The sequence below is a fragment of the Pedobacter sp. GW821-FHT01D05 genome (assembly GCF_059422505.1).
The window spans coordinates 501,393-521,665 of the sequence record NZ_JBWKXA010000005.1; the positions used below are offsets into that span (position 1 = coordinate 501,393).

15 protein-coding genes are annotated in these 20,273 nt (G+C 38.0%); 4 read left to right on the forward strand and 11 right to left on the reverse strand.

Going from position 1 to position 20,273, the window contains the following annotated elements; all coding sequences use genetic code 11:
* Nucleotides 1-186 precede the first annotated feature (186 nt).
* From AC07VK_RS19615 to miaA, 4 genes are all read left to right on the forward strand, one after another.
* Complete coding sequence (locus AC07VK_RS19615) at nucleotides 187-753, forward strand: L-threonylcarbamoyladenylate synthase (protein WP_492954558.1); 567 nt, start codon at nucleotides 187-189, stop codon at nucleotides 751-753.
* A gap of 89 nt (nucleotides 754-842) precedes the next feature.
* A complete protein-coding gene (locus tag AC07VK_RS19620; protein WP_492954557.1) occupies nucleotides 843-2,297 on the forward strand; it encodes a CCA tRNA nucleotidyltransferase in 1,455 nt (484 codons plus the stop codon).
* A gap of 99 nt (nucleotides 2,298-2,396) precedes the next feature.
* A complete protein-coding gene (locus tag AC07VK_RS19625) occupies nucleotides 2,397-3,044 on the forward strand; it encodes an IS1096 element passenger TnpR family protein (protein ID WP_057932466.1) in 648 nt (215 codons plus the stop codon).
* A 108-nt stretch (nucleotides 3,045-3,152) separates the two neighbouring features.
* Entirely contained in the window at nucleotides 3,153-4,088 is a 936-nt protein-coding gene (miaA, locus tag AC07VK_RS19630; RefSeq protein ID WP_492962660.1) for a tRNA (adenosine(37)-N6)-dimethylallyltransferase MiaA, read from the forward strand.
* 174 nt (nucleotides 4,089-4,262) lie between these two features.
* On the opposite strand, the gene AC07VK_RS19635 is transcribed toward miaA, so the two are convergent.
* The 11 genes from AC07VK_RS19635 to nusG all read right to left on the reverse strand — a co-directional run.
* Nucleotides 4,263-5,558 carry an SGNH/GDSL hydrolase family protein gene (locus tag AC07VK_RS19635; protein ID WP_492962662.1) on the reverse strand — a complete coding sequence of 432 codons (1,296 nt, stop codon included), beginning with the start codon at nucleotides 5,556-5,558 and terminating at the stop codon, nucleotides 4,263-4,265.
* A gap of 11 nt (nucleotides 5,559-5,569) precedes the next feature.
* Entirely contained in the window at nucleotides 5,570-6,793 is a 1,224-nt protein-coding gene (locus tag AC07VK_RS19640; RefSeq protein ID WP_492954554.1) for an OmpP1/FadL family transporter, read from the reverse strand.
* 77 nt (nucleotides 6,794-6,870) lie between these two features.
* Nucleotides 6,871-7,182 carry a DUF3467 domain-containing protein gene (locus AC07VK_RS19645; protein ID WP_055914859.1) on the reverse strand — a complete coding sequence of 104 codons (312 nt, stop codon included), beginning with the start codon at nucleotides 7,180-7,182 and terminating at the stop codon, nucleotides 6,871-6,873.
* Nucleotides 7,183-7,384: 202 nt separating this feature from the next.
* Nucleotides 7,385-9,118, reverse strand: coding sequence for a DUF4091 domain-containing protein (locus AC07VK_RS19650; RefSeq protein WP_492962664.1), 1,734 nt, complete (start codon nucleotides 9,116-9,118; stop codon nucleotides 7,385-7,387).
* A gap of 160 nt (nucleotides 9,119-9,278) precedes the next feature.
* A complete protein-coding gene (gene rpoC / locus AC07VK_RS19655) occupies nucleotides 9,279-13,565 on the reverse strand; it encodes a DNA-directed RNA polymerase subunit beta' (protein WP_131030857.1) in 4,287 nt (1,428 codons plus the stop codon).
* A gap of 88 nt (nucleotides 13,566-13,653) precedes the next feature.
* Nucleotides 13,654-17,457, reverse strand: a complete 3,804-nt coding sequence (rpoB, locus tag AC07VK_RS19660) for a DNA-directed RNA polymerase subunit beta (protein ID WP_057932471.1) — start codon at nucleotides 17,455-17,457, stop codon at nucleotides 13,654-13,656.
* 157 nt (nucleotides 17,458-17,614) lie between these two features.
* Complete coding sequence (gene rplL, locus AC07VK_RS19665) at nucleotides 17,615-17,992, reverse strand: 50S ribosomal protein L7/L12 (RefSeq protein WP_010601097.1); 378 nt, start codon at nucleotides 17,990-17,992, stop codon at nucleotides 17,615-17,617.
* A 66-nt stretch (nucleotides 17,993-18,058) separates the two neighbouring features.
* Nucleotides 18,059-18,580 (reverse strand): 50S ribosomal protein L10, encoded by a 522-nt coding sequence (gene rplJ, locus AC07VK_RS19670; RefSeq protein WP_086545152.1) that lies wholly within the window; start codon nucleotides 18,578-18,580, stop codon nucleotides 18,059-18,061.
* A gap of 2 nt (nucleotides 18,581-18,582) precedes the next feature.
* On the reverse strand, nucleotides 18,583-19,281 hold the full coding sequence (gene rplA, locus AC07VK_RS19675; RefSeq protein WP_025143259.1) for a 50S ribosomal protein L1: 699 nt from the start codon (nucleotides 19,279-19,281) through the stop codon (nucleotides 18,583-18,585).
* A gap of 20 nt (nucleotides 19,282-19,301) precedes the next feature.
* Nucleotides 19,302-19,745: a 50S ribosomal protein L11 gene (gene rplK, locus AC07VK_RS19680; RefSeq protein ID WP_010601094.1), complete on the reverse strand. Its 444-nt coding sequence runs from the start codon at nucleotides 19,743-19,745 to the stop codon at nucleotides 19,302-19,304.
* A 384-nt stretch (nucleotides 19,746-20,129) separates the two neighbouring features.
* On the reverse strand, nucleotides 20,130-20,273 hold a 144-nt coding region (nusG, locus tag AC07VK_RS19685; protein WP_492962675.1), incomplete at its 5' end, for a transcription termination/antitermination protein NusG.

The window sequence follows — 20,273 nt, forward strand, 5'->3', positions numbered from 1 at the left end:
TTATGTTTAAAAACACCCCTTAATTAATTATGTTTTGACGCGCTATATCCTAACTAAATATTTTACAATTCGATTAAAAAATGTATCACAGGGACTTAAATCTTAAGTAAAATTGCACTCCAAAAATCAACAAAGTTTCCTACAACACATTCCTTATAAACTTCTTAAATAAATTAACTTTGCAACATGTTAAGAGACGAAATTAATAAGGCTTTTGAAGTATTAAAATCAGGAGGAGTTATTCTATATCCAACGGATACCATTTGGGGCTTAGGCTGTGATGCAAGTAACCCTGAGGCAGTAGATAAATTACTGAAGATAAAAAACCGCCCTGCAGAAAAGAGTTTAATCGTACTATTGGATGTAGACAGCAAACTGCAAAGTTATGTGGCCGAAATACCTGATGTGGCATATGATTTAATTGAATATGCTGAGAATCCATTAACCATTATTTTCTCTGGGGCAAAAAACTTAGCCCAAAATGTAATCAATGCAGATGGAAGTGTAGGGATCAGGATTGTTAAACACGATTTTTGCACACCATTAATCCAACGCTTTAGGAAACCTATCGTTTCTACCTCTGCAAATTTAAGCGGACAGCCTTCGCCAAAATTCTTTGACGACATCGCTCCTGAAATTATTGATGCTGTTGATTACGTGGTAGACTTTGAGCAGGAAAACCGGACCAACAGAAAGCCTTCAACGATTATGAAACTTTCTCCCGGCGGACAATTTGAGTTTATTAGGAAGTAAACCCCAACCCCTAAGGGGCTTTGAATCGCTGACTGTCTTTACCGACCAAATGTTTTGCTTAATTTTGAACAAATGAATTACCCTTATATATGCAGTCTGAATTAAATGAAGGGAACTCCAAGTCCCCTTCAGGGGATTTAGGGGTTCACCTACAAAACCCAATATTTAAAACCTTATCCACAATTGCCGATAAGAACCATACCGAAGCATATGTAATCGGAGGCTTTGTACGCGATTTATTTTTAGATCGCCCTTCAAAAGATATTGATGTGGTTGTTGTGGGCAGTGGAATAGAATATGCTGAAGCAGTAGGTAGAAAACTGAATACCAAAGTTGCTGTTTTTAAAAATTTTGGCACAGCAAATATTAAATATCAGGATTTAGAGGTCGAATTTGTAGGTGCCAGAAAAGAATCTTACCGTTCTGACTCACGTAAACCAATTGTTGAAGATGGCACCTTAGAAGATGACCAGCTGCGCAGAGATTTTACCATCAATGCTTTAGCCATTAATTTAAATACTGATCATTTTGGTGAATTGTTAGATCCCTTTGACGGGATTAAAGATTTAGAAAATAAACTCATCCGTACCCCACTCGACCCCGAAATTACTTTTTCTGACGATCCTTTGCGCATGATGAGGGCAATCCGCTTCGCTTCGCAGCTTAATTTTAACATCGATCCAGCTGCCCTAAATGCCATAAAAACGCAAAAACAGCGTATTACTATTGTATCAAAAGAACGGATTACCGATGAGATGAATAAAATCATCCTCTCTAAAAAACCTTCTGTGGGCTTTAAACATCTTTTTGATACAGGCTTATTGCAGCTCATTTTCCCTCAAATGGCACAGCTTTACGGGGTAGAGATTATTAAAGGAAAAGGACATAAAGACAATTTTTACCATACACTTGAAGTATTGGATAACATCTGTGCAGACACGGATGATTTATGGTTGCGTTGGGCGGCTATTTTACACGATATTGCCAAACCAGCCACTAAACGTTTTGAAGAAGGGCACGGCTGGACATTCCATGGGCATGAAGATAGAGGAGCCAGAATGGTTCCGAAAATATTTGCACAGTTAAAACTGCCTTTAAACGAAAAGATGAAGTACGTGCAAAAATTGGTACAGCTTCATTTACGCCCGATTGTTCTGGCGCAGGAAACCGTTACAGATTCGGCAGTTAGGCGATTACTTTTTGATGCCGGCGAAGAAATTGAAAGTTTAATGCTGCTTTGCAATGCCGATGTAACGACTAAAAACGAATACAAAAAAACAAAATACCGAAACAACTTTGAGCTGGTTAAGCAAAAGCTCAAGGATGTAGAAGAACGCGATAAAATTAGAAACTGGCAGCCCCCTATTTCAGGAAACGATATCATGGAAACTTTCGGTCTCGATGCAGGAAAAGAGGTTGGCTTAATCAAAAATGCCATCCGTGAAGCCATATTAGAGGGCGAGATTACAAACGACTATCAAGAAGCATTTAATTTTATGCTAAATCAGGCAAAACAAATGGGATTAAATCCTGTTAATAAATAATTTAATTGCTAAAACACTACAATTAGGCTGTCTTTTATGCCACCTGATATTTGTGGTAATTATAAATTAACTTTATTTTTACGGTTCCAAAACACTATAATGGCTATTTATAAATTTAGAATTACTTTCGAAGATTTTGATGATGTTGTGAGAGAGATCGACATTAAATCAAACCAAACATTTGAAGACCTGCATAAGGCTATTCACAGATCTACAGGTTATAATGCCGAAAAATCTTCCTCTTTTTACGTAAGCACCGATAATTGGTTAAAAGGTGATGAAATTGCTTATTTACCAAGCGAACGTAAAAAAGACCGTGTAGTTTTAATGGAGAATTCTAAACTAAGTGGCTTTATTGAAGATCCGCATCAAAAGTTTTACTATATCTACAATTTCGATCGCCCTTATGATTTTCATGTAGAGCTGGTAAAAATAATCCTAGATGCCGATCCAAATATCGAATACCCATTTTTAGCTAAAAGCAGTGGTGAGGCGCCAAAAATAATGGAGCAAAATAGTCCACAGGCTGTTGATCCGAGAGGTGCAGCGGCGGCCGCAAGTGAATTTGATTTCTTAAATGAAATGAACTTTGTGCCAGAAGATACCGACGAATTGGAAGCCATGGGTGAAATGGGTATCAACGCCGAAGAGCGAGATGAAGATGAAGAAAGCGAAGAAGACGAATTCGGCGACGAGTTTTCTGATAGTGATAACTTCGAAGATGATAGCCACAAAGACGACTATTAATTACCATATCGTCATGCTGACCCGAACCTTCGGGAACAGCATTAAATGAACGAATTATTATCCATACAAAGTCAGATGTATACATCTGACTTTTTCTTTTAAAATGTTATGCTTACTGCAGATCAAACTATTAAAAAACCAAAAACCTTAGTTTCTATTGTTGGCCCCACCGCTATAGGAAAGACGGCTTTGGCGATACAATTGGCGCAACATTTTGATACAGAAATCATTTCTGCCGATTCCCGTCAGTTTTTTAAGGAAATGGCCATAGGAACGGCCAAACCTGATGCTGGAGAGTTAGCAGCGGCAAAACATCACTTTATTGATTCACATTCGGTTTCACAACTATTTAGTACTGGCGATTTTGAAATAGAAGGTCTAAATACCCTCGATCAAATTTTCAAAAACCACAATCTTGCCATTATGGTTGGAGGCTCGGGTTTATATGTTAATGCCTTAATTAATGGCTTGGATGAAATGCCAGATATTGATTTAACCATACGTGAAAGGCTGAATAAACAGTTTGAAGAAGAAGGATTACCAAGTATCCAAAAACAGCTGGCAATATTAGACCCTGAATATTTCGCAAAGGTAGATCAACAAAATCCACAAAGAATGATCAGAGGTTTAGAGGTATTTTTGTCAACAGGTCAAAAACTTTCGTCAATGCTTTCTGCAACAAAAAAAGAAAGACCATTTAATATCATCAAAATTGGTCTCAATACCGATCGTGCTATCCTTTACGACCGGATTAACAGAAGAGTTGATCAAATGATAGCTGATGGTTTAATAGAAGAAGTAAGATCGCTAATACCATTTAAAAAATACAATGCTTTAAACACGGTAGGCTACAGTGAACTTTTCGACTACCTAGACGGGAAATTATCGCTTGAGGATGCCGTTTCAGCAATTAAACAAAATACGCGTCGCTTTGCCAAACGCCAGCTCACCTGGTTTAGAAGAGATGAAGAGATCAATTGGTTTGAACCCAATCAAAGCGCAAAAATTATAAACTTTATAGAAGATAAAGTAACGGCGAAATAAAAAGAGGTTGTATCATAAATGCAATTTCACTTTAGATCCTGTCATGTTGTCCAAAGGACTCCTACGGAGAGCTTGTCGAAACACCTTAAAACGTATTTAACAGGTCCTTCGACAGGCTCAGGATGACAATCTATATTTATGATACAGCCTCTTCTTATACCATTAAAAGTCTAATTATTTATCCGGGAATTTAACGCCTCTATATTGCGTAATATCAATGTTTGGTACAGTAGAACCGTATTTAGCATTAATGGCATCTATAAATACATTGGCAATTACTGCATTTCCACGCGGCGTTAAGTGAATACCATCTAAAGAGAATGCGCCACCAGTAATAAATGAAGCATTGATACCAACACCCTGAACATTAATACCAGTTTTAACCTGATTAAAATAAGCGTAAGTGTCTGCAATAGCTAAACCTTTGCTTGTGGCTAAAGATTTAATGCTGCTATTATAGCTATTTACATAATCTTTCACTTTAATTACTTCATCCTTATCCAATACCCACTTATTTTCAATCGGATTTAAGGGGTGCAAGCCATAAGGAATGCCAGAACCATTTGGTTTTCCAAATATGCCTTCTGATTGAAACGGCAAACGGATTAAATCTTCAGCAGTTGCAGGCCTTACCGCACCTGTTCCTGTTTGGATATAAATAGCTGCTGCTGCAGGATTAATTGCTTTAGCCGCATTTAATAAAGCGGCTACGGTAACCGTATTAAAATAAGGAACAGCAGTTACATCAGGAATAGTACCAACTATACCTTTTTGGCCTCCGGCAGTTAAGGCATTTAAAAAATTAGCATACAAAGAAGAGAAGGTAACCTTATCAGTTAAAGTGGTAGTTGGATCAGTAGATACAGTTACCGCTCCATTTAAAGCATAACCCAATACATCATTATTTCCAAGCCACAATGAAAAGAAAGTATGGTTCTTGGTTTGAACATATTGAAAATAACTTGTAGTACCCACTTGGGCATCGGTTAATAAACGTTCAAAGAATGGATTTGCAGCACTAAATGCCGTTGCAAAAGCCAGATCAACACGCATGCCGGGAATACCTAAGTTTTGGATTTCGCTAGTGTATTTGTCTAAATGCTTCGATGCATCTCTTATAGCCAGTTTATCAGTTACAGGAGTTAAAGTTGGGGTACCATTAACCAGTGCTGTTAAAGAAATATAACCTGAGCCATTTGAATGTTCTTCAGTAAAAAAAGGAGAGGTAAATGCCCCACCACCTACCGTAGCCATTTTGGCTGCAATTAAGTTTGGATACGCAACTTTCTGTCCTTCCAAATATAAACCGCCATCAGCATATCCTGAAGTTAAGGAGTTACCTACTGCAATGTATTTACTAAAATTAGCTTGTCCGGCGGTTGTACCTGCAGGCGTTTCTATTTCGGGTTTACAAGCTGCTGCAAAAAGGATGATAGCAGCAACGAAACTATTTAATATATATTTTTTCATTTAAATTTCTCCTACCATTTATAAGTTAACGAAATACCTGGTGCATAAACCAAAGTTTTAAAGGTACCATCCAGGCCCGTTTCGATATTCTTTTGTTTACGCGATTTAACATCTTCAAAAAAGAACGATGCATTAACTTCGAAATGGCGGGTTGGCGTATAGCCTAAACCTGCACTTAAAATATAACGGTCCGCATCAGGAGCCTCAGGAGTTACATACCCATCCTGCACTGGAGAAAAGGCATAACCAACACCTGCTCTTAATGCTAATTTCTCTGATGCCTGGTGGTTAATACCTAATTTAAACGAAGAACCATCACGATAATTGCGCGCTGATTTTGTATCAACAAGCGCAGGTGTATTGGTCGCATAATCAAAAGATAAATCCTGATAAATATGCCATTGTACCCAACTTGCATCAAAAGCTAAAACTGTGCTTTTTGACAATGGAATACCTACGCCTAAACTTGTGGTAGCTGGCAAAGGTAATTCAGCGTTAAAGGTATTTCCAGCGGGAAAAGATCCTTCTAACGACTTTGGAACTTCAAATTCTGCTGAGCCACCATCAAGTTTTGTAATTACCTTCGATTTGTGTACGAGTGCAAAAGAGATATTGCTTAATGTTTTGATATATAAACCCGCATTCCATCCATAACCTGTTCCGGTACCGTCTAAAGTTGCTTTTCCTGAACGGCCGTCAGGAAAATTTACAGGAATAGCTCTTTGAAGATTTACATCGCCATGGTTATAAACAAAGCCTGCACCTATACCAATACGATCGGTAATTTTTATACTTAATGTTGGTTGAAAATAGATTGCTTTTAAATTTAATGAGGTTAAAGCATATTTACCAGACCAATTATCGCCCCAATCTACCAACCCTCCGAAAGGAGTATACACACCCAAACCTAACTTCCATTTATTTGATTTTGGACCCCAAACCGCATAAAACTCGAAAGGTGGAGCAATTTTGTTCTTCACATCTTCTGTAACATTCGAACCGGTTTGCCTGAAAGCTGATTTAAATAACAATGGGTTTACACCTGCTGAAACTGAGTTTTTCTCTAAGAAAGTTACTGCACCTGGATTGTAAAATACGGAAGCCTCATCTAAAGCTAATGCAGAACCTGCACCTGCCATACCAATTTGTTTCTGTCCTTGTAAATTAACCTGGAAACCCTGCCCCAAAACCCAAAGTGGGGCAGAAAGTAATGCGCTCAATAAAATTTTTCTCATCTATATATGGTTAAATAACAAATATATATTATGCTAACATAGCAAACAAACATTTGTTTGTAAGATTTTGAATAGTCTTATGCTTGAGCGGTTGGTCCGCCGAAGCCCATAGGAAAAGGTGGCTCCTCTTGAGTCTTGATGCGTCCGTTTACGGCTTCGAATTTCTGAATATTATCTTCTAATGCTGCTAATAAACGCTTTGCGTGTTCTGGGGTTAAGATAATTCTTGATTTCACCTTAGCCTTCGGAATTCCCGGCATTACACGGATAAAATCTAATACGAATTCGGTATTAGAATGGGTAATAATAGCTAAGTTAGAAAAAATTCCTTCTGCAATTTCTTCTGATAACTCTATATTTAACTGATTCTCGTTTTGTTGTTCTTCCATAATAACAAAACTAAGTGTTTTTATAAATAAAATATCAGTTAATTAAATATTTTGGCCTGGTCGGTGGATCTTTTGTTAAGTAAATGAAAAAGATTATCCTTCGATTAGGCTACCATTGAAGATTCCTATTGAAAGCTCCTCAGCCATAAGTCAATTCCAATACACCGGGCAGATCATCAACCCTAAAAAATGGTTTCATCTATTATTTGTTTAGTAGCGGTTTTACGCGTTTCAAAGTTTCATCTGCAGTAACAGTTGATAAAGATTTTAAGTTGAAATTTTCTAATGCTTTATTCAATTCCTCAAGTGCTGCTGTATTTTTATTTTTGGTATAAAGTGCCTGTAGCTGTTTAATTTTCTCGAAATCCTGTCCGCCTTCAATCAATTTCTCAAACCTCACCGATGTTAACGGGCCAGGATAAACCTGGTAGGTATCGCCAGCAGGCCAAGCTGTAAAACGCGTATCGGTTAAAGGATTTTTGGTCCAGCTGTTATAGGCCCAACGCAAATAACCGTCCATATTTTTATTGGCAGTGTACCAACCCATCCATACCTGTTCTGCGGGCGAAGAGAAACTGAATGCATTTGGGTAAGGTTCGGTACAGCAAGTATACCAGGTGCTGGTTTTACCTTGCGCATTACGTTTTTGCAACACATCAGCAGGAAATTCCCATTTTGAAGCAATGCAATAATTATCGATATCTTTTTCGATTTCCTGATGGTATTCGCCAGCTAAAGCGAGTTTCCATTTCGGATCAACACTTTTTAATAGTTTGATTACAGCCTGCATAGCTTTCATTGGGCGTTCATCCATAGCGATATATGTCTTCTCGAACCAGTTCTTAACTTTTAAATGTTTGGTAAAATCAGTAAGCATGTTCTTCCAAAAGGCATTGTAACCAGGAGTACCAATGGCCTCGGTAAAAACAGCTTCTTGCTCTGTACTTTCATCCCAATAGGTAAAAGCAATTTTCCATGGCACCATACTGTAGCAGTTAATGCGTTGATTTATGCCGATGGTCATCACAAAAGCAATGTATTTGTCAAATAGGCTATAATCGTAAAGCCAACTGCCATCTTTTTTCTTTATCCATTTGATTAAACTTGGATAATCATCATAGGTTTGATGCCCCCAGGGTTCGTTTACAATACTTGCTGTAATTGTTTTCTGCCCGGCATTGGCCAACATGGTGTAATATGGTTTCATTAATACAAAATGTTCGTCGCTCCATAATTTTACGTTATGCGCCCGGGCAATAGCAGCAGGATGCTGCCATAAATCTAAATCGTATTTCCACTCATTTGGAGGTGGTAAAGTTTTATCGAGTACCTGGATTTTAATGCGTAAATCGTATTCTTTTTTGCCTTTTATTTTGACCGTTCCTGAGTAATTTCCGGCTTTTACATTAACAGGAACTTTTATACTTAACCAAACTGGTTGTGTATTTTTAGCATTAATGCCGATTGTATTAAGTTTGGTATCGATCAGGTCTGCTACATACGATGAATCAAAATCTGCAGCTTTACGGTAGCCACAGCCATCTCTAAACTCGTCGGTAATTACATATTTAATTATGCCTGAAGTAATGTTTTCTTTTTTTATGCTATTGCCTTGTTGATCTTTCAGATCAGAAACCTGTATACTGATGTTGGTATGCTTAGCTTTTGTCCAAAGTAACAGCTGGGTATGTACTTTTTCTCCTTTCCAGGCAGCAGTATTCCATGTATTTTGAATTGAAACGGCTGGAGGTACCTCTTTTGCAAACCTGAGGTTACTATTAGCAAAACTAATATTTAATCCTTCAGCGGCATTATTCCACTCCTTATTTAGAATTTCGCTATCTGACAATTTTGCTTTTTGTAAGGCCAAACTAACATCCTGCGCTGCGCTTGTTAAACCCAAGCCCATGATTAATATCATTGATAAAAACTTCATAAACCTAAGTTAATCAAACCTATCAGAATAAGATTAAGTGATTAAGAAGGTGCCTCTACGCAAACGTTTGAGAGACTGTAACAAAATAGATAGATTATTTCATTAACAAAAAAGCCCCCGATTTTACATCGGGGGCTTAAAATTATTGTTAGATTAAAACCTAAGCTTCTACTTCTTCTTGTTTCGAAGCTAATAATTTATCGTATTCTTCTTGCGAACCAACGATGATTCTTTCGTAACCACGTACACCAGTACCTGAAGGGATTAAGTGACCAACGATCACGTTTTCTTTCAAGCCTAACATATTATCGCGTTTACCTGCAATAGCTGCCTCATTTAATACTTTCGTCGTTTCCTGGAACGAAGCCGCAGAAATGAACGATTTAGTACCTAATGATGCACGTGTAATACCTTGTAAGATAGAACTTGCAGTTGCTGGTCTTGCATCTCTAACCGTGATCTGTTTTAAATCTTTACGTTTCAATTGAGAATTTTCGTCTCTTAATCTACGTAATGAAACAATCTGACCTGGTTTGAAATCTGTAGAATCACCTGCATCTTCAACCACTTTCTTGTCGTACATCGCATCATTCTCGTCAGCAAAATCCCAACGGTCAACAGCATTGTTTTCTAAGAAAATAGTATCTCCTGGATCTTCAATGTGAACTTTCTGCATCATCTGGTGAACAATTACCTCGAAGTGCTTATCGTTAATTTTCACACCTTGTAAACGGTAAACCTCTTGAATACCATTTACCAGGTATTCTTGAACCGCTGCAGGGCCTTTAATTGATAAGATATCGGCAGGAGAAATTGAACCATCTGATAAAGGCATACCTGCTTTTACAAAGTCGTTATCCTGAACAAGGATGTGTTTCGACAATGGAACCAGGTATTTTTTAACTTCACCATCTTTCGATTCGATAGTGATTTCACGGTTACCACGTTTAACGCCACCTAAAGTTACCACACCATCAATCTCAGTTACTACAGCTGGGTTAGATGGGTTACGTGCTTCAAATAATTCCGTTACACGAGGTAAACCACCTGTAATATCTCGGGTTTTACCAGTTGCACGAGGAATCTTAGCGATAATCTGACCAGTTTGGATGGTTTCACCTTCATCAACTGAAACGTGGGCACCTACCGGAATGTTATAACCTTTGATGAATTCACCTTTCTTATCAACGATCTGAACTGAAGGGTTTTTAGTTTTATCACGTGTATCGATAATTACTTTTTCACGGTGACCAGTTTGCTCATCTGATTCTTCACGGAAGGTTACACCTTCAATAATGGCATCAAATTGTGCTTTACCGGCAAATTCTGATAGAATAACCGCGTTGTACGGATCCCACGAACAGATTTTATCACCTTTAGAAAGTTTATCACCTTCTTTTACGAACAAGAATGCACCATAAGGAATGTTGTTGGTAACAATGATACGTCCGGTTCCTGGCTCAACAATTTTGAACTCACCTGAACGACCCAATACCACCTGAACGGTTCCTTCTTCTGTTTGTGTATCAACAGTACGGATATTTTCGAATTCGATCACACCATCAAACTTAGCTACAATGTTAGATTCTGCAGCAATGTTTGATGCAGTACCACCCACGTGGAAAGTACGAAGTGTTAACTGTGTACCCGGCTCACCGATTGACTGTGCTGCAATTACACCAACTGCCTCACCTCTTTGAACGCGTTTACCAGATGCTAAGTTACGGCCATAACATAATGCACAAACACCACGTTTTGATTCACAAGTTAGTACTGAACGGATCTCGATACCTTCTAGTGGAGATTCTTCGATCAATTTAGCAACATCTTCGTTAATATCTTCGCCGGCACCTACCAATAAAGTGTTATCCAATGGATTGTACACATCATGTAGTGAAGTACGGCCTAAAATCCTGTCGTATAATGGCTCAACGATATCTTCCTGATCTTTTAAAGCGGTTGTATACATACCTCTTAAAGTACCACAATCGTTGTCGTTAACAATCATATCCTGCGCTACATCATGTAAACGACGGGTTAAGTAACCCGCATCCGCCGTTTTTAACGCCGTATCTGCCAAACCTTTACGCGCACCGTGAGTAGAGATAAAGTACTCTAATACCGATAAACCTTCTTTAAAGTTTGATAAGATCGGGTTTTCGATGATATCGCCACCTGAACCTGATTTTTGAGGTTTCGCCATCAAACCACGCATTCCGCAAAGCTGACGAATCTGCTCTTTAGATCCACGTGCACCTGAATCAAGCATCATGTAAACCGAGTTAAAACCTTGGTTATCTGAAGATAACTGAGTCATAACGAAAGTAGTTAACCTGTTGTTGATACGGGTCCAGATATCGATAATCTGGTTGTAACGTTCGTTGTTGGTAATGAAACCCATGTTATAGTTGTTTCTTACCTCTTCAACTTCAGCTGCTGCCTGTTCTAATAAAGTATGTTTTTCTACCGGAATGTTTACGTCTTGTAAGTTGAATGATAAACCTCCCTGGAATGCCATTTTGAAACCTAATTCTTTGATATCATCTAAGAACTGAGAAGCACGGGCCATACCAGTCATTTTTACTACTTCACCAATAATATCTCTTAAAGATTTTTTGGTTAATAATTCATTGATATAACCAACTTCTTCAGGAACCATTTGGTTGAACAATACTCTTCCTACAGTAGTTTCAGTTAATTTATTAACAATAGAACCATCGGCTTGTTTAACATTTACCCTTACTTTGATAAATGCGTGCAAGTCTAATTCTTTCTCGTTGTAAGCAATAATCACTTCTTCCGGAGAATAGAAATTCGAATCCTGTCCTTTTACAACTCTGGTTTCATCTGTTCTACGGCCTTTAGTAATATAATAAAGACCCAAAACCATATCCTGAGAAGGTACTGTAATTGGTGTACCGTTTGCAGGGTTTAAGATGTTGTGTGCAGCCAACATTAATACCTGGGCTTCCAAAATTGCTGCGTTACCTAAAGGTAAGTGGACAGCCATCTGGTCACCATCAAAATCGGCGTTGAATGCAGTACAAACTAATGGGTGTAACTGGATTGCTTTTCCTTCAATTAATTTTGGCTGGAAAGCCTGGATACCTAGTCTGTGTAGCGTAGGTGCACGGTTTAATAATACCGGGTGACCTTTTAATACATTTTCTAAGATATCCCAAACTAATGGATCTTTTCTATCAACAATTTTCTTGGCAGATTTAACTGTTTTTACTACACCACGCTCAATCATCTTACGGATAATGAACGGTTTGTAAAGCTCAGCAGCCATATCTTTAGGAATACCGCACTCGTGTAATTTAAGGCTAGGCCCTACAACAATTACCGAACGCGCTGAATAATCCACACGTTTACCTAATAAATTCTGACGGAAACGACCTTGTTTACCTTTCAGGATGTCTGAAAGTGATTTCAAGGCACGGTTACCTTCAGTTTTTACCGCGTTAACTTTACGTGAGTTATCGAACAACGAATCTACAGCTTCCTGCAACATACGTTTCTCGTTACGTAAAATTACCTCTGGTGCTTTAATCTCGATCAAACGTTTTAAACGGTTGTTACGGATAATTACACGACGGTATAAATCATTTAAATCGGAAGTAGCGAAACGGCCACCTTCTAGTGGTACTAACGGACGTAATTCTGGTGGAATAACCGGAACGATTTTAACAATCATCCACTCAGGGCGATTCTCAATACGTGTATTAGCACCACGGAAAGCTTCAACAACCTGAAGACGTTTTAAAGCCTCATTTTTACGTTGTTGAGAAGTTTCGTTAGCAGCCTGGTGACGTAAATCATAAGATAAAGTATCTAAATCAATACGTTTTAATAAATCTTCTAATGCTTCAGCACCCATTTTGGCGATGAATTTATTAGGATCTTTATCATCCAGATATTGGTTTTCTTTAGGTAATTTATCTAAGATATCTAAATATTCTTCTTCCGTTAAGAAGTCCATATAGTTGATACCCTCTTCAGCCATTAAGCCTGATTGAATAACTACGTAACGCTCGTAATAGATAATTAAATCTAATTTTTTAGTAGGTAAACCTAATAAATAACCGATTTTGTTTGGTAAAGAGCGGAAGTACCAGATGTGTGCAACAGGAACCACTAAAGCAATGTGTCCCATACGCTCACGACGTACCTTTTTCTCCGTTACTTCAACACCACAACGATCGCAAACTATACCTTTATAACGGATACGTTTGTATTTACCGCAGTGACATTCGTAATCTTTTACCGGACCAAAAATACGCTCACAGAACAAACCATCACGCTCAGGTTTGTAAGTACGGTAGTTAATGGTTTCTGGTTTCAACACCTCACCGCTTGAACGTTCCAAAATAATTTCTGGAGACGATAAGCTAATCGTGATTGATGTGAAATTGCTTTTTAATTTATTATCCTTTTTGTAAGACATATCTTTTTGTTTTTAGTAGCAAGTACTTGGTACCGAGTATCAAGACGGATAATCCAATCTTGATACTCGATACATTAATACTCAATACTTAGTCTAACGTAATATCTAAACCTAATCCACGTAACTCATGTACCAATACGTTGAACGATTCTGGTACACCTGGTGTTGGTAGGTTCTCACCTTTAACAATGGCTTCGTAAGTTTTGGCTCTTCCGATTACATCATCCGATTTAACGGTTAAGATCTCCTGAAGAATATTAGCTGCACCGAATGCCTCTAATGCCCAAACCTCCATCTCACCAAAACGCTGACCACCGAACTGGGCTTTACCACCCAATGGTTGTTGTGTAATTAATGAGTATGGTCCGATTGAACGGGCGTGCATCTTATCATCAACCATGTGACCTAATTTCAACATGTAGATAATACCTACAGTTGTAGTCTGATCGAAACGCTCACCTGTTAAACCATTGTATAAGTAGGTTTTTCCTGAAGCAGGAACTCCCGCTTTAGCGATCCATTCTTCCACCTCATCGTGCGTAGCACCATCAAAAATCGGCGTTGCAAATTTAACACCCAATTCTTTACCGGCCCATGCCAATACGGTTTCGTAGATCTGACCAAGGTTCATACGTGAAGGTACACCCAGTGGGTTCAACACGATATCAACTGGGCTACCATCAGCTAAGAAAGGCATATCTTCATCACGTACAATACGTGCAACAATACCTTTGTTACCGTGGCGACCCGCCATTTTATCACCTACTTTTAATTTACGTTTTTTAGCTACATAAACTTTTGCCATCTGTACGATTCCTGAAGGAAGCTCATCACCTACACTGATTGCGAATTTATCGCGTTTGTAAGCACCAAGTTCTTCGTTAACACGGATACCGTAGTTGTGAAGCAACATTTTAATCATCTCGTTTTTATCATCATCAGTAGTCCATTTGTTAGGGCTAATGTGATTATAATCAAGCTCAGCTAAAATTTTCTGAGTAAATTTAGCGCCTTTAGCAACCAATAATTCTTTGTAAATGTTAAATACACCCTGAGATGTTTTTCCGTTTACGATGGTGAATAATTTGTCAACTAATTCTGCTTTTAATTTCTCAGTGATATTGTTATATCCTTTGTCTAATTTCTCAATTGCCGATTTTTCCTCAGCTTTTGTCGTTTTCTTAGCACGGCTGAATAATTTGGTATCAATTACCACACCCTGGATTGAAGGAGGAGTTTTTAAAGACGCATCTTTAACATCACCTGCTTTATCACCAAAAATTGCACGTAGTAATTTCTCTTCCGGTGAAGGATCAGATTCTCCTTTTGGCGTAATCTTACCAATTAAAATATCACCTTCTTTTACATCAGCACCAATACGGATAATACCGTTTTCATCAAGGTCTTTAGTAGCCTCTTCAGAAACGTTCGGGATATCTGGTGTTAATTCCTCTTCTCCACGTTTAGTATCACGTACTTCTAATTCAAACTCTTCAATATGCAATGAAGTGAAAACGTCATCACGAACAATACGTTCGTTAATTACAATCGCATCCTCAAAGTTGAAACCTTGCCAAGGCATAAATGCCACTTTCAAGTTTCTACCTAATGCCAATTCACCATTTTCAGTTGCATAACCTTCGCAAAGTACTTGTCCTTTAGTAACCTTCTGACCTTTCTTAACGATTGGTTTTAAGTTGATACAAGTATTCTGGTTGGTTTTTTTGAATTTAATTAAACGGTAAGTTTTGCTATCACCCTCAAATGAAACTAAACGATCATCTTCGTTACGCTCATATTTAATGGTGATTTCGTTAGCATCAACATACTCTACAACACCGTCACCTTCTGCGTTGATCAAAGTTCTTGAGTCACGTGCAACGCGACCTTCCAAACCTGTACCTACAATTGGTGCTTCAGGACGTAACAATGGTACGGCCTGGCGTTGCATGTTCGATCCCATCAAAGCCCTGTTCGCATCATCATGTTCTAAGAACGGAATTAACGAAGCAGCGATTGAAGTAATCTGGTTAGGCGCAACGTCCATTAAGTCTAATTTCTCAGGCTCAATAATCGGGAAGTCACCCTCATAACGCGCTTTAACACGTGGTGTGGTAAAATTACCTTTATCATCATACTCTGCATTGGCCTGAGCGATGGTTTTACCATCTTCATCCTCAGCAGATAAATAAATAACGTCTGAATCTACAACTACTTTACCATCTTCAACACGTTTGTATGGTGTTTCAATGAAACCTAAATTATTGATTTTCGCATGCACACAAAGTGATGAAATCAAACCAATGTTTGGTCCCTCTGGCGTTTCAATCGTACATAAACGACCATAGTGAGTATAGTGAACGTCACGTACCTCGAAACCGGCACGCTCACGTGATAAACCACCTGGACCTAAAGCCGATAAACGGCGTTTGTGCGTGATCTCTGCCAATGGATTTGTTTGATCCATGAACTGAGATAACTGGTTAGTACCAAAGAAAGAGTTGATCACTGATGATAACGTACGGGCGTTGATCAAATCAGTTGGTGTAAACACCTCATTATCGCGAATATTCATACGCTCACGGATTGTTCTGGCCATACGGGCTAAACCAACACCAAATTGTGCGTACAATTGCTCACCTACCGTACGTACACGACGGTTAGACAAGTGATCGATATCATCTACCTCTTCTTTTGAATTGATCAATTTGATCAGGTATTTCACAATTGCAATAATATCTGCTTTTGTTAATACTTTAACCTCATCAGGGGTATTCATTTTTAATTTACGGTTGATGCGGTAACGACCAACATCTCCTAAATCGTAACGTTTATCTGAAAAGAATAAACGATCAATGATACCACGGGCTGTTTCCTCATCAGGTGGTTCTGCATTACGCAAAGCACGATAGATGTTTTCTACAGCTTCTTTTTCTGAGTTTGATGTATCTTTCTGTAATGTATTATATATAATGGTATAATCTGCCTGACTTGCGCCATCTTCTTTAGATAAGATGATGCTTTTTACGCCAGCCTCGATAACCATATCAATGTGTTCGTCTTCTAAAACGGTTTCTCTTTCAAGAATCACTTCATTACGGTCGATAGAAACTACCTCACCAGTATCTTCATCAACAAAATCTTCAACCCATTTTTTTAATACCCTTGCAGCCAGTTTACGACCGATGTATTTCTTTAAACCTGATTTACTAACTTTTACTTCGTCAGCAAGATCAAAAAGTTCTAAGATATCTTTATCAGAATCGTAACCGATAGCACGTAATAAAGTGGTAACCGGGAATTTTTTCTTACGATCGATATAAGCATACATCACGTTATTAACGTCTGTAGCGAACTCGATCCATGAGCCTTTGAAAGGAATAACACGTGCAGAATACAGCTTGGTTCCGTTAGTGTGACGGCTTTGGCCGAAGAACACTCCTGGCGAACGGTGTAATTGCGAAACGATAACACGTTCTGCACCGTTGATAACAAACGTACCTTTTGGTGTCATATACGGGATTGTACCTAAGTACACATCCTGGATAATGGTTTCAAAATCTTCATGTTCTACATCATTACAAGAAAGCTTCAGCTTTGCTTTTAATGGAACATTGTAGGTTAATCCACGCTCAATACACTCGTGTATATCGTAACGTGGCGGATCAACAAAATAATCAAGAAACTCCAATACGAAGATATTTCTTGAATCTGTTATTGGAAAGTTTTCAGCAAACACTTTAAACAAACCTTCGCTAGAGCGATCGTCTGATGTGGTATCTATCTGGAAAAATTCTCTGAATGATTGCAATTGCACATCCAGAAAATCCGGATAGTCTATAATGTGCTTACTAGTTGCAAAATTTACTCTTTGTTCGACTGTCTTTGCCAATGGACTAAAAGATTTTAGTTTAAGAATAAACTATTTGTTTGGTTCGAATTTCAAACAGGCTCATTAACCAAACAAAATGAGATGTTTATAAACAGGTAAAGACACCGACATTTTCAGTCGGTGTCTAATACATTTTTAGCTTAGCTAAGTTAAGTGATTACTTAATCTCAACTACTGCTCCAGCTTCTTCTAATTGTTTTTTAAGAGCTTCTGCTTCGTCTTTAGCAACACCAGCTTTTAATTCTTTTGGTGCTCCGTCTACTAAGTCTTTAGCTTCTTTCAAACCTAAACCAGTTAAGTCTTTAACAAGTTTTACAACTGCTAATTTCTGACCACCAGCTTCTTTTAAGATTACATCAAAAGATGTTTTTTCTGCAGCAGCAGCAGGTGCATCACCACCAGCAGCAGGACCAGCAACTACAGCAGCAGCTGCAGGCTCAATACCATACTCATCTTTTAAGATTTGAGCTAATTCATTAACTTCTTTTACTGTTAAGTTTACTAATTGCTCAGCAAACGCTTTTAAATCTGCCATTTTATTAAGATTTTAAAAATTTACGTGTGTAATAATTTTGTTTAATTTGCGAACTTAAGGTGTTCGTTAACCTTCTCTTTCTTGAAGAGTTTTAACAATTCCTGCAATTTTGTTACCGCCTGATTGAAGCGCAGATAGAACATTTTTAGCTGGTGACTGTAATAATCCAATGATATCGCCAATAAGCTCTTCTCTTGATTTTAAGCTTACTAAGTTATTCAATTGGTCGTCGCCAACGTATACTGATGAATCTATATATGCTGCTTTAAGCACTGGTTTATCAGATGTTTTTCTCAAAGTTTTAATCAACTTAGCCGGAGCGTTTGCTGTTTTTGAGAATAATAATGATGATGAACCTTTAAGGGCTTCGTATATCTCAGAAGCATCGCCATCTAAACCTTCAATCGCTTTGCGGATTAAAGAGTTTTTAGCAACCTTCATTACGATATCACCTTCGAAACATTTGCGGCGGATGTTATTGATCTGCTCTACAGAAAGGCTAGAAGTATCAGCAATATAAAAATTGCCAAACTCTTGCATTTGTCCTTGTAGTTCTAAAACTACTTCGTTTTTTTCTTCTCTGTTCATGATTAGATCCCCGCTACTGATTTTGTTTCAATTGCAATCCCAGGACTCATTGTAGAAGACACGTGAATGCTCTTAAAATAAGTTCCTTTTGCAGCAGATGGTTTTAATTTAGAAATTACCTGAATGATTTCAAGTGCATTCTCATAAATTTTATCTGCTGGGAATGATACTTTTCCTATCGAGGCGTGTATGATACCCGTTTTGTCTACTTTAAAATCAATTTTACCTGCTTTAACCTCTGTTACAGCTTTACCAACTTCGTTAGTTACTGTACCAGATTTTGGGTTAGGCATTAAGTTCCTTGGACCTAAAACACGGCCCAATTTACCTACCTTAGCCATACAAGCTGGTGTAGTGATAATAATGTCTACATCGGTCCAACCACCTTCAATTTTAGCTACATACTCGTCTAAACCTACGAAGTCTGCGCCAGCTGCTTTTGCTTCTTCTTCCTTATCAGGAGTTACTAAAGCTAAAACACGTACAGTTTTACCTGTTCCGTGTGGTAAAGTAGCAATACCACGTACCATTTGATTGGCTTTACGCGGATCTACTCCTAAAGATACATCAATATCAACTGAAGCATCGAATTTAGTAGTAGTGATTTCTTTTACCAAAGCAGCAGCATCCTTCAAAGTATAAGCCTTACCAGCTTCTATTTTAGCATGTGCCTTTTTTTGATTTTTAGTTAATTTCGCCACTGTTGTAAACTGTTTTTTAATTAATTGTTCCAGGGTGCGTCACCAGAAACGGTGATTCCCATACTGCGTGCTGTACCGGCAACCATACTCATTGCAGATTCGATTGTAAATGCATTTAAATCAGGCATTTTATCTTCAGCAATAACTTTAATCTGGTCCCAGGTCACCGATCCAACTTTTTTACGGTTAGGCTCAGCAGAACCACTCTGTAATTTAGTAGCATCTTTTAACTGGATAGCTACAGGAGGGGTTTTGATGATGAAATCGAATGACTTATCAGCATAAACAGTAATTACAACTGGCAATACTTTACCTGCTTTATCTTGGGTACGAGCGTTGTACTGTTTGCAAAACTCCATAATGTTCACCCCTTTAGCACCTAATGCAGGTCCTACTGGTGGCGATGGATTTGCCGCTCCGCCTTTGATCTGTAATTTGATCATTGCACTGACTTCTTTTGCCATTTTGTGTTTTTTGTTTATTTAAAACTCAATGTTAAATATTGGAAGCATGTAACATTTAATTCCTTATAGCTCCTATAAAGCTTAAAGGACTGCAAAGATATGGATAATCTTGTAAATGCACAATAGATGGCGAGAAATATATTTTATAATATATCAGGTATAAAAAATATGCTTAATAGATAAGCCATTAAGAAAACCAATTCCTGCAATAATAAATCACTAATGTATAGCTGCACTGCACTACAAGGCCACTTCCTTGTTCTCAATGAAGAAATTAAATCGTAAAACTTAAATTATTTATCGGGCGGTTAAAAAACCAATCTAAAAAGAAAAAACCGCAAGAAATAAATTCTGCGGTCTTTTTTATATTTCGAAAATAAATTCTTACTCTTTTTCTACTTGCATGTAGTTAAGCTCCAACGGCGTTTTACGACCGAAGATTTTAACCATCACTTTCAGTTTTTTCTTCTCTTCGTTTACCTCTTCGATAATACCTGAGAAACCGTTGAAAGGTCCGTCCATTACTTT